The sequence below is a fragment of the Caulobacter sp. Root1472 genome, assembly GCF_001426985.1.
Taxonomy (GTDB): Bacteria; Pseudomonadota; Alphaproteobacteria; order Caulobacterales; family Caulobacteraceae; genus Caulobacter; species Caulobacter rhizosphaerae.
In genome coordinates this window covers 244,288-256,156 of sequence record NZ_LMFX01000045.1, presented here as the reverse complement: position 1 = coordinate 256,156, position 11,869 = coordinate 244,288, and the positions used below count along the sequence as shown (strand labels likewise).

The 11,869-nt window shown below is 69.3% G+C and carries 9 protein-coding genes and 1 pseudogene; all 10 read left to right on the top strand.

Annotation, left to right across the window (positions count from 1 at the left end; all coding sequences use genetic code 11):
• The first annotated feature begins 1,067 nt into the window (after positions 1-1,067).
• Positions 1,068-1,883: an oxidoreductase gene (locus ASD47_RS22585; protein WP_056761653.1), complete on the top strand. Its 816-nt coding sequence runs from the start codon at positions 1,068-1,070 to the stop codon at positions 1,881-1,883.
• On the top strand, positions 1,883-2,473 hold the full coding sequence (locus tag ASD47_RS22580; protein ID WP_056761650.1) for a TetR/AcrR family transcriptional regulator: 591 nt from the start codon (positions 1,883-1,885) through the stop codon (positions 2,471-2,473). The genes ASD47_RS22585 and ASD47_RS22580 overlap by 1 nt, the downstream gene beginning before the upstream one ends.
• Positions 2,474-2,719: 246 nt before the next feature.
• Positions 2,720-4,354 (top strand): inorganic phosphate transporter, encoded by a 1,635-nt coding sequence (locus tag ASD47_RS22575; protein WP_082564755.1) that lies wholly within the window; start codon positions 2,720-2,722, stop codon positions 4,352-4,354.
• Positions 4,355-4,538: 184 nt separating this feature from the next.
• Positions 4,539-5,201 (top strand): glycerol-3-phosphate 1-O-acyltransferase PlsY, encoded by a 663-nt coding sequence (gene plsY / locus ASD47_RS22570; RefSeq protein ID WP_056761647.1) that lies wholly within the window; start codon positions 4,539-4,541, stop codon positions 5,199-5,201.
• Positions 5,198-6,300: pseudogene (gene dprA / locus ASD47_RS22565) on the top strand (DNA-processing protein DprA). The gene plsY and the pseudogene dprA overlap by 4 nt, the downstream one beginning before the upstream one ends.
• Positions 6,301-6,338: 38 nt before the next feature.
• Positions 6,339-6,623 (top strand): BrnT family toxin, encoded by a 285-nt coding sequence (locus tag ASD47_RS22560; RefSeq protein WP_056761644.1) that lies wholly within the window; start codon positions 6,339-6,341, stop codon positions 6,621-6,623.
• Between the two features lie 163 nt (positions 6,624-6,786).
• Positions 6,787-6,951 carry a DNA-binding transcriptional regulator gene (locus ASD47_RS27760; protein WP_235526089.1) on the top strand — a complete coding sequence of 55 codons (165 nt, stop codon included), beginning with the start codon at positions 6,787-6,789 and terminating at the stop codon, positions 6,949-6,951.
• A 159-nt stretch (positions 6,952-7,110) separates the two neighbouring features.
• Positions 7,111-9,789 (top strand): type I DNA topoisomerase, encoded by a 2,679-nt coding sequence (gene topA / locus ASD47_RS22550; protein WP_056761637.1) that lies wholly within the window; start codon positions 7,111-7,113, stop codon positions 9,787-9,789.
• Between the two features lie 31 nt (positions 9,790-9,820).
• Complete coding sequence (locus tag ASD47_RS22545; RefSeq protein WP_056761634.1) at positions 9,821-10,192, top strand: hypothetical protein; 372 nt, start codon at positions 9,821-9,823, stop codon at positions 10,190-10,192.
• 92 nt (positions 10,193-10,284) lie between these two features.
• Positions 10,285-11,868: a hypothetical protein gene (locus tag ASD47_RS22540; protein WP_056761631.1), complete on the top strand. Its 1,584-nt coding sequence runs from the start codon at positions 10,285-10,287 to the stop codon at positions 11,866-11,868.
• Position 11,869 lies beyond the last annotated feature (1 nt).

Below are 11,869 nucleotides of genomic sequence, written 5' to 3'. Positions count from 1 at the left end.
GCACCCCGACAAGGGCTCCATCAAGACCAAGATCAAGCGCGCCGGCTGGGATGAAACCTTCCTGCTCTCACTCCTGGGTCATATGCGATAGCCCTGCCCCTGTGGGGGAGGCGATCGCGCAGCGATCGGTGGGGGGAGGTTTAGGGGCGTCGATCCGAGCTGTGGTCATCTTCCGATCACTCCCCCCTCCGTCGGCTTCGCCGACACCTCCCCCACAGGGGGAGGATCTGATGGGCGCGGCTTGGCCGCCTCACGCGGAAACCCGCTGAGCTTGATGGGAAGGGTGCGAAGCGCCCGGGCTCCGCCCGGATGATTTGCAGTTGTAAGTACCGTTTCGACGAAGTTCGAGCGCTTCGCGTGGAGCCGTTATCCGGAAGCCTTCGGGTCGCGGATTTTTAACCCGCTCCGANCGCCCGGATGATTTGCAGTTGTAAGTACCGTTTCGACGAAGTTCGAGCGCTTCGCGTGGAGCCGTTATCCGGAAGCCTTCGGGTCGCGGATTTTTAACCCGCTCCGATGGAGGCCCCCCGACGGGCAGGACGTTGGCGCGTCCTGGACCGCCCGGGCGATTTCAGCCCGGGCCTGCCGCGCTCGCCGATCCCTCGCCGCCTGGGTTTCGTCCCCATGTTTCAGGGAACCTGCCCAGGACCGTCGCGAAAGGTTGTCACCCAAGACCACCGACAAACGCTTCCCGCTCGACCACCCCCGAAGGCCGCATCGGTCGCCGTACGTGCGCCCTCCCATGCCTTCAGGTGGGATCAGGATAAGGGCGGTCTGAAGGGGTGGGGATCAAATTGGGTCGAGAAAGTTCAAGGCGTTGAAATCGCGGGGCTTTGCTCGCGATAGGCCGAGCATAAGCACCTTTCCCTCCCCCTCGTGGGGAGGGAAGATCGTTTGCCCTCCCGACGCCCTCCACCCGCGGCAAGGCTGCGCCTTGGCCCTACGCGCAAGCTCCCCTTTCGCCCCATGAAAGTACGAACATAATTTAATTCTCCAAGAGACCTTGCCTCGCGACCGCCCGGCCCTCATTATAATACGATCGTAATTTAAAACCCCAGGAGCTCGTGATGACAGCCACCGCGCAAGTCGCGCTCGTAACGGGCGCCTCCTCGGGCATCGGCAAGGCCACGGCGATCGCCTTGGCCGCCGCGGGTTTCCAGGTGATCGGAACCGGTCGCGACACCGCGCGGCTCACCGCGCCCGCCGGGGTGACCTATCTCGACCTCGACGTGACCAGCGACGCCTCGGTCGCCTCGGCCGTCCAGCAGGTGATCGACCGGTTCGGGCGCATCGACGTCCTGGTCAACAACGCCGGCGTCGGCGCGACCGGCGCGGCCGAGGAATTCTCGATCGCCCAGGCGCAGGGCGTCTTCGACATCAACGTCTATGGCGTCATCCGGATGACCAAGGCGGTCCTGCCGCACATGCGCGCCCAGGGCCGCGGACGGATCATCAATGTCTCATCCCTCAGCGGCTTCGTCCCCAGCCCGTTCATGGCGCTCTACGTCTCGACCAAGCATGCGGTCGAGGGCTATTCCCAGTCACTGGACCACGAGGTTCGCGAACACGGCGTCCGGGTCCTGCTGGTCGAGCCCGGCCCGATCAACACGCCGTTCGCGGGCCACAGCGTGGTGGCCGACACCCCCCTGCCGCTCTACGCGGCGGGACGGCGCAACTACGACGAGCTGCTGGAGCAGAACCTGCGCAGCGGCGACGACCCCGCCGTCGTCGCCAAGGTGATCGTCGCGGCGGCCACCGACCGGAACCCGAAACTCCGTCGCACCGCCGGCGCGACCGCCCGGACCATCAGCGCGGTGCACCGCCTCGCCCCCGCCCGGACCTTCGACCGCGTCATCCGCAAGTTCAACCGGATGCCGAGCTGATGGCGCGCTACACGAGCGACCACAAGCAGGAAACCCGGCAGAGGATCGTCGCGACGGCCGGTCGGCGGCTCAAGCGGGACGGCATCGACGGCTCCGGGGTGGCGACGCTGATGAAGGACGCGGGCCTGACCAACGGCGCCTTCTACGCCCACTTCGGCTCCAAGGACGACCTCGTCGCGGCGGCCGTCGGCGACCAACTTCAGACCCTGCACGCCAGCATCGTCGAGCTGACGGAGCCCGGCCCGGCCGGACTGGAGCAGATCATCCGCTGGTACCTGTCGGCGCACCACCGGGACGACCCGGCCGACGGCTGCCCCAACGCCGCCCTGCTCGACGAGATCGGGCGCGGCGCGGATGCGATCCGGCAGGCCTATACCGACGGCGTGCTGGTGGTCGTCGACGGCCTCGCCGCCCGCATGGCGCCCGAGGATCCGCTCTCGGCCCGCGTGAAGGCGCTCAGCCTGCTGGGCCTGATGGCCGGGACGCTGCAACTCGCCCGCGCCCTGACCGACCGACAGCTCTCCGATCAGCTCCTCGAGCAGGGCCTGCGCAACGCCCTGGCGCTGGTGGCCGCCGAGCTCCGAGCCTGACCCTCGTTTCCGCGGCAAGCCCGGCGCGCCCTCGCAGGGGGTTTCAGGCGCGCCTTGCGTCCTTCGAGGCGCGCTCACGAGCGCGCACCTCAGGATGAGGACATCAGCAAAAGCTGCTCATCCTGAGGCGCCCGCGCAGCGAGCCTCGAAGGACGCACTGCTCGCAGAGTCCCCCGCTCTCTCGCCATCATCGGACTGTCACGCACCGCTCCTAACCTCGCCTGACCCCAAGCGAAGGTGTGCAGCATGACCGCGATCGATGCGCCCGTTCCCACCACGGCCCCTCCCACCACGGCTTCGGGCCGGCCCGACCTGGACAAGGGGCTGGGCTCCGCCGGCCTCCTGGGCATGGGGGCCGCAATCCTCGTCGCCCTGCTGTATGTCGCTTACAGCGTCTATGCCGACGCCACTTCGGCCGGGGTCAGCGCCGTCGCCTTCCTGCCGTTCGTCCTGTTGTTCATCGCCCTGCTGATCGCCCTGGGCTTCGAGTTCGTGAACGGCTTCCACGACACGGCCAACGCCGTGGCCACGGTGATCTACACCAACTCGCTGCCGGCCAACGTGGCCGTGGTGTGGTCCGGCTTCTTCAACTTCCTGGGCGTGCTGCTGTCGACCGGCGCGGTGGCGTTCGGGATCGTCTCGTTGCTGCCGGTCGAGCTGATCCTGCAGGTCGGCTCCAGCTCGGGCTACGCCATGGTGTTCTCGCTGCTGCTGGCGGCGATCGCCTGGAACCTGGCGACCTGGTTCTTCGGCATCCCCTCGTCCAGCTCCCACACCCTGATCGGCTCGATCATCGGCGTCGGCGTGGCCAACGCCATGATGCACGGGCGCAGCGGCACGGCCGGGGTCGACTGGACCAAGGCCACGGACATCGGCAAGGCCCTGCTGCTGTCGCCGCTGATCGGTTTCGGCGTCGCGGCGCTGCTGTTCCTGGCCGCCAAGCTGCTGATCCGCAACAAGGCGCTGTACAGCGAGCCGACGCCCGGCGTGCCGCCGCCGTTGTGGATCCGCGCCCTGCTGGTGTTCACCTGCACCGGCGTGTCGTTCGCCCACGGCTCCAACGACGGGCAGAAGGGCATGGGCCTGATCATGCTGATCCTGATCGGCACCGTGCCCACGGCCTATGCGCTGAACCGCGCCGTGCCGCCGGCCTACACCGCCCAGTTCGAGACCGCCTCGGCGGCGGCGGCCAGCGCGCTGGCCCCGCACGGCGCCGGGCCGGCTCCAGGCCTGTCGCCGGCCGTCGCGCGGACTTCGGTCACCCGCTACATCGCCGAGAAGACCCTGGCGCCCGACACCGTCCCGGCGGTCGCCGTGCTGATCACCGACATCAACCGCCAGGTCCAGGACTACGGCTCGCTGGCCAAGATCCCGGCCAGCGCCGTCGGCAACGTCCGCAACGACATGTACCTGGCGTCGGAGGGCCTCAAGCGCATCGCCAAGGAGCCCTCCCTGCACCTGGCCGGGCCGGAGAAGAAGGCGCTCGACGCCTATCGCGCCGCCCTGGACAAGGGCACCCGCTTCATCCCCACCTGGGTCAAGGTGGCCGTGGCCTTCGCCCTGGGCCTGGGCACCATGGTCGGCTGGAAGCGGATCGTGATCACCGTCGGCGAGAAGATCGGCAAGACCCATATGACCTACGCCCAGGGGGCCTCGGCCGAGCTGGTGGCCATGGGTACGATCTTCGCCGCCGACCACCTGGGCCTGCCGGTCTCGACCACCCACGTCCTGTCCTCGGGGGTGGCGGGGACCATGGCCGCCAATGGATCGGGCCTGCAGATGTCGACCCTGCGCAACATGCTGGCCGCCTGGGTGCTGACCCTGCCGGTGTCAATCCTGCTGGCGGGCGGGCTGTACTGGCTGCTCTCGCAGGTCTTCTAGGGGCGGCGGCGGGAGTCAAGGCGCCGGAGCGGTGACATCCGGGCGAGGCGGCCCCGCGGGTGAGCTTGGGAAAACGGTGTGGTCGCGACCGACGGCTCCGCTATAAATGCCGAAACAGGCGTTTTCGCCCTTGCCATGCGCCGGTTCCGCCGGGCAGCTTCACCACATCCATAGGTCGCATTCCGTGCAAGATCTCGCCCAAGCCGTCTACCTGTCCCTCGGTCTCACCCTGCTTGGCGGCTATCTGCTGGGCTCGATCCCGTTCGGCCTGATCGCCACGCGGCTGGGCGGGGCCGGCGACATCCGCCAGATCGGCTCGGGCAATATCGGGGCGACCAACGTGCTGCGTTCGGGCCGCAAGGACCTGGCCGCCATTACCCTGCTGGGCGACGCCGGCAAGGGGGTGGTCGCGGTGCTGCTGGCCCGCTGGCTGAGCCACGACAACCCGTTCATTGTCGCCCTGGCTGGCGGCGCGGCCTTCACCGGCCACCTGTTCCCCGTCTGGCTGAAGTTCAAGGGCGGCAAGGGCGTGGCCACCTTCTACGGCGTGCTGCTGGCCGCCTGCTGGCCGGTGGGCCTGCTGGCCGCCGTGACCTGGCTGGCCGTGGCGGCCCTGTTCCGCATCAGCTCGCTGGCCGCCCTGGTCGCCGCCGCCCTGGCCGCGCCGTTCGCCTTGGCCACCGACCAGGACGCCGCCTTCCTGGGCCTGTGCCTGTTCATGGCCGTGCTGATCTTCATCCGGCACAAGGACAACATCGGCCGGCTGCTGACGGGCCAGGAGCCCCGGATCGGCAAGAAGAAGACGGCCGAAGCGCCGCCGACCCAAAGCACAGACGGGGCCGCGTGACGCCGCGCCGCCTCTCGGACAGCGAGCGCCTGGCCTGGCTTCGGCTGGCGCGCACCGAGACGGTCGGCCCGGTCGCCTTCGACCATCTGCTCCAGCGGTTCGGCTCGGCCGAGCGCGCCCTGGTCGCCCTGCCCGACCTGGCTCGCCGGGCTGGCCGCGCCTCGCCCCTGCGGCCGCCGCCCGAGAGCGAGGTCCTGCAGGAGCTGGACAGCGGCCACCGCCTGGGCGCGCGGCTGATCTGCGGCTGCGAGCCGGATTTTCCCCCGCGGCTGGCGGCCCTGGACCCGCCGCCGCCGGTGCTGTGGGCCCTGGGCCGCGCCGAGCTGCTGTCCCAGCCCAGCCTGGCCATCGTCGGGGCGCGGATCGCCTCGGCCGGTGGCCAGCGCTTCGCCCGCCAACTGGCCGCGGAACTGGGCCGGATGGCTATGTGGTGGTGTCGGGCCTGGCGCGCGGCGTCGACGGCGCCGCCCACGAAGGCGCCCTGGCCACCGGCACGGTGGCGGTGCTGGGCGGCGGCGTCAGCGACATCTATCCGCCCGAGCACGCCGCCCTGCACGCCCGCATCGCCCATGAGGGCGGCTGCATCGTCAGCGAAAGCGCCCCCGACCGCCGGGCGATCGCCAAGGACTTCCCCCGCCGCAACCGCATCATCTCGGGCCTTTCGCTGGGCGTGATCGTGGTCGAGGCCGAGCTGAAGTCCGGCTCGCTGATCACCGCCCGCCTGGCCGCCGAGCAGGGCCGCGACGTGTTCGCCGTGCCCGGCTCGCCTCTGGACCCGCGGGCCAAGGGTCCCAACGACCTGATCCGCCAGGGCGCGATCCTGTGCGAGGGCGTCGAGGACGTGCTGCGCTCGCTGTCGGGCCAGGCCCACCTGCGCGAACGCGAGCGGCCTTACGTGACCGAGGACGACGGCGTGGAGGTCGACCACGACGCCCTGCGCGACGAGATCGCCCGCCTGCTCTCCCCCACGCCGGTCTCGCGCGACGAACTGGTCCGCGCCACCCACGCCCCGACCGCGGCGGTGATGGCGGCCCTGGTGGAGCTGGCCCTGGCCGAGCGGGCGGAACTGCTGCCGGGCGGGATGGTGGCGGGGATTTGATGACCTTCGCCTTGCCTTAGGTACTGGATACCCGTACCATGCAGGTCACCTTCGAGTGGGATACCGAGAAGGCGCGGAGCAATCTCGCCAAGCACGGGGTGAGCTTCGACGATGCGTGTTTCGCGATCCTCGATCCCTACCACCTCGAGGATATCGACGATCGTTCGACTATAACTGAAGAGCGGCTGCAGATTATCGGCTTGAGCTCACAACGCGTATTGTTCGTGGTGCCCCTCTCCCATGACGAAAACCACTACAGGATCATCTCCGCCCGCCCTGCCGACCGGCATGAAGAGGGTCGTTATCTCCGCGGCAAACCCTAGGCCGCCCGCCGGCGAGACCGATTGGGCGCGCCTCGACGCACTGACCGACGAAGAAATCACAGCCGCCGCACAGTCCGACCCCGACTGCCCACCGCTGACGCCGGAGCAGCTTTCGCGGTTCAAGCGGGTAAACCTTATCAAGGGCATCCGCCTCAAGCTGAGCATGACCCAGGCCGAGTTCGCGGCCGCCTTCCGCCTGCCCCTGGCTACGGTCCGCGACTGGGAGCAGGAGCGCAGCTATCCCGACGCCCCGGCCCGGGCCCTGCTGACCGCCATCGCCCGGGACCCCGAAACGATGATGAGACTGATCGGCGGCGAGGCGGCCTGAGGCCCAAATATTCCTCTCTCTATAGAGAGAGCCGTCGGCCAAATGCGCCGTCCGCCACGGCCGCCGTTGACAGACACCGGGGGACGCCCCCACTTTCCGGCCCTCGCCGCCTCGGTTCGCCCTGGGGACGAACCCAATTCCCAGGCATCCAAGGTCCTAATGAACGTCGTCGTCGTCGAGAGCCCGGCCAAGGCCAAGACCATCAACAAGTATCTCGGGTCCGACTTCAAGGTTCTGGCCTCGTACGGCCACATCCGCGACCTGCCGTCGAAGGACGGGTCGGTGGAGCCGGACAACGACTTCGCCATGAGCTGGGAAGTCGACGGCAAGGCCGCCAAGCGGGTGTCCGACATCGTCGACGCCCTGAAGGGCGCCGACCGTCTGATCCTGGCCACCGACCCCGACCGCGAGGGCGAGGCGATCAGCTGGCACGTGCTGGAAGTGCTGCAGAAGAAGAAGGCGATCAAGGACAAGACCGTCCAGCGCGTCACCTTCAACGCCATCACCAAGTCGAGCGTGCTGGAGGCCATGGCCAATCCGCGCGACATCGACATGGAGCTGGTCGAGGCCTACCTGGCCCGCCGCGCCCTGGACTACCTGGTCGGCTTCACCCTGTCGCCGGTGCTGTGGCGCAAGCTGCCGGGCAGCCGTTCGGCCGGCCGCGTGCAGTCGGTCTGCCTGCGGCTGATCGTCGACCGCGAGCTGGAGATCGAGCGCTTCAAGACCCAGGAATACTGGACGGTCGAGGCCGACGTCACGGCCGGCGCCGAGCCGTTCCTGGCCCGCCTGGTCAAGCACGAGAACAAGAAGCTCACCAAGTTCGACCTCAATAACGAGGGCTCGGCCCTGGCCGCCCGCGCCGCCGTGCAGAAGGCGGTGTTCAAGGTCGCCGCCGTCGAGAAGAAGCCCGGCAAGCGCTCGCCCGCCCCGCCCTTCACCACCTCGACCCTGCAGCAGGAAGCGGCCCGCAAGCTGGGCTTCTCGGCCCAGCGCACCATGCAGGCGGCCCAGAAGCTGTACGAGGGCATCGACATCGGCGGCGAGACCGTCGGCCTGATCACCTACATGCGGACCGACGGCGTGTCGGTCGAGCCGGAGGGCATCGCCGAGGCGCGCAGCGTGATCGGCAACGTCTATGGCGAGACTTACGTCCCCGAGACCCCCCGCTACTACAAGGCCAAGGCCAAGAACGCCCAGGAGGCGCACGAAGCCATCCGCCCCACCAGCCTGAAGCGCAACCCCGGCTCGCTGCGCCTGGAGCCCGACCTGGGGCGTCTCTACGAGCTGATCTGGAAGCGGATGATCGCCTCGCAGATGGAAAGCGCCCGCATCGAGCGCACCACCGTCGACCTGGAGAGCGCCGACGGCCAGACCGGCATGCGCGCCACGGGCCAGGTCGTTCTCTTCCCCGGCTACCTCGCCGTCTACGAGGAAGGCCGCGACGACGAGGGCGACGAGGACAGCGCCCGCCTGCCGATGATCGAGGAAGGCGCGACCGCCAAGGTGCTGGACGCCCGCGCCGACCAGCACTTCACCGAGCCGCCGCCGCGCTATTCGGAAGCCAGCCTGGTCAAGAAGATGGAAGAGCTGGGCATCGGCCGCCCCTCGACCTACGCCTCGGTCCTGACCGTGCTGCGCGACCGCGCCTATGTCCGCATGGAGAAGCAGCGCTTCATCCCCGAGGACAAGGGCCGGCTGGTCACGGCGTTCCTGGAGCAGTTCTTCCGCCGCTATGTGGAGTACGACTTCACCGCCGCTCTGGAAGAGCAGCTGGACCTGGTGTCGGACGGCAAGCTGGACTGGAAGCAGTTCCTGCGCGACTTCTGGAAGGATTTCGCGGCCGCGGTCGGCGAGATCGCCGAGTTGCGCACCACCAACGTCCTGGACGCCCTGAACGAGGCCCTGGGCCCGCACATCTTCCCCGACAAGGGCGACGGCTCCAATCCGCGCACCTGCCCAACCTGCGGCACGGGGCAACTTTCGCTGAAGACCGGCAAGTTCGGGGCCTTCATCGGCTGTAGCAACTATCCCGAATGCCGCTTCACCCGCCAGCTGGCCACCAGCGAGGGCGACGGCGAGGCCGAGGCCGCCGACAAGGAACTGGGGATCAACCCGGCGACCGGGCGCGCGGTGTGGCTGAAGAACGGCCGTTTCGGACCCTATGTCGAGGAACTGGCGGCGGAGGGCGGCGGCGACAAGCCCAAGCGCTCCAGCCTGCCCAAGGGCTGGACGGCGGCGACGGTCGACCTGGAAAAGGCCCTGCGCCTGCTGTCCCTGCCCCGCGAGGTCGGCGCCCACCCGGACGACGGCAAGACCATCACCGCGGGCCTGGGCCGCTTCGGGCCGTTCGTGCTGCACGACGGCACCTACGCCAACCTGGAGAACCCGGAAGACGTCTTCGACATCGGCCTGAACCGCGCGGTGGCCCTGCTGGCCGACAAGCGGGCCGGCGGCGGGCGTCCGCAGCGCGGCCAGGCCGCGGCCCTGGCCGAACTGGGCAATCACCCCGAGGACGGCAAGCCGATCCGCGTGCTGTCCGGCCGCTTCGGCCCCTACATCAAGCACGGCGACACCAACGCCAACGTTCCCAAGGGCGCCGACCCGGCGGCCCTGACCCTGGATGAGGCCGTCGCCCTGATCGCCGAGCGGGTCGCCAAGGGCGGCGGCGGCAAGAAGCCGGCGAAGAAGGCCCCGGCCAAGAAGGCGCCCGCCAAGGCCAAGGCCGAGGCGGCGACGGACGGAGCGGCCCCCGCGAAGAAGGCTCCGGCCAAGAAACCGGCGGCCAAGAAGGCGGCGGCCAAGAAGCCCGCGGCGACAAAGGCCAAAGCCGAGGCGTGACGCGCCTCGGCGGTGGGATTAAGCTGACCGCATGACGTCGCTCGAACGCCCCTTGCCGCTGCCTGTCGTGGTCTTGATCCTGTCGGCCATCAGCGTCGGCGGCTTCGCCTTCGGCCTCAAGAACGCCCTGCTGAAGACCGACCACGAGACGGCCTCGACCGCGCCCCTCGCCGAGGTCTCGGGCGTGCCGGTGCGCGAGGCGACGCCGGCGGTCGCCGAGGTCGCCCCGCCGCCGCCCGTCGAGGCTCCCAAGCCCAAGCCGGTCGAAGAAGTCGACGACACCCCGGTGGTCGCCGCGCCGGTGGTCGAGACCCCGCCCGCCGCGCCGCCCCCGGTCGAGAAGAAGCCGGAAGCCCCGCCGCCCGCCCAGACCCCGCCGCAGCGGATCGAGGACCTGTACTAGGGTCTTCCCTAGCGCGCGGTCTCGTCACAAGCGTGGCAAGGATGTCCCCCGCAAATTGTGGTCGTCAGATCCGCCCTGCTCGAAGGCTCCGCATGAAGTCCTGGCCCTGCCTTGCCCTGCTCGTCGCCTGCACGGCGGCCGCCCCCGCCCTGGCCCAGTCCGAGAAAGAGCAGTTGGAGGCGATCGCCTCGGTCATCGGCCTGGACATGTCGGCCGAAGCGATGATCGGCTATTGCGAACAGGTCGCGCCCGACGCCGCCTCGGGCCTTCGTCCCCGATGGCTGGCCTGGCGCGAGGACGCCCTGCTTCCCCAGGTTTCGCAGGCGGTGGGTCCGGACAAGCTGGGCCAGTTGCGCGGAGTCATGGGCTCGGTGGCGACCAAAGCCGTCGGCAAGCTCAAGCAGATGGGGCCGCCCCAGACCGTCTGCCCGCAGATCTCCGGCTGGCTGAAGGAAGGCCCCTTCGTCACCCGGACAGCCTATCCCGCCCTCTATGCCGGCCTGCCCGCCGCCGGATCGATCACGGCCGCCACGGCGACGGCGGCGGCCGCACCGGCGACCACGGCCGGCGTCTACTATACGCCGGCCCAGCTGACCGCCCTGGTCCAGTCCTGGTTCGGCCCCGCCAACGACGTCAAACGGGCCGGGCGCATGATGGACCAGGCGGGGCGGATCTACATCCAGGGCAAGGTGGTGCGGATGGGCGACGCCTATCTGGTCCAGACCAACGACGGGGTGTTCCGCTCCAGGGTCCTGGTCAGCACCGGCCTGGACCTTGACCGGTACGAGGGACAGACCATCACGGTCGAAGCCGACCTGAAGGAGCTGCCCGGCGGCATGGCCTGGTTGAAGGACAGCCGGATCGTCGATCCCGCGGGCCTGAAGCCCTCGCCGCTGCCCGCCGAGCCCGGGCTGACCCGCTTGCAGGTCTCCGCCGCCCAGATCACCGCCGCGCCGGGCGCGGGGCTCAGACCCGACCAGATGCACGGCCTGCTGCACCATGGCTACGGAACCACCGGCTCCAGCGGCTACGAGTTCCGCGAGGACATCTTCCTGCTGCTGAAGGACGGCACGGTCTATCTGGGCGAGGACGTCGCGCCCAGCGATCTGGACGTCGCCAAGTCGCGCAAGCTTGAGCCCCAGATGTGGGGCCGCTGGCGCCAGGCCGGCGGCGGCTTCCAGATCCAGCGCAACGATGATTTCGGCCGCCCGGAGGCCTGGAGCGACCAGGCCGGCCGGTTGATCCCGACCTGGAAACCGGGACAGCGGCTGAACGGCGCCTATACCAGCACGAGCTTCCACGGCAGCCAGGCCTTGGGCGGGACCTACAACTCGACCACCTACAGGTTCTCCGCCGATGGACGATTCGAGGTGATCGGCTATCGCCAGTCCGGCTCGGGTTCGATGGCGGCCAACGCCGGCTTCTCGGGCGGCGCCGCGGGCTATTCCGACGGCGAAGGCTCAAGCGCTTCCGCCGGCGGCGGCGCAGGCGGGGCGTTCGCCAGCGCGCAACGGCGCTCCAACGACGGGTCGGGCAACCGGGGCGTCTATCGGCTGGACGGCCTGAGCCTGGAACTGAAGTTCGACGACGGTCGCACCGAGACCGTGCTCTGCGCGCCCTGGAGCACCGACCTGAAGGGCATCTACATGCAGGGCCGAACCTTCAGTCAGAACTAGG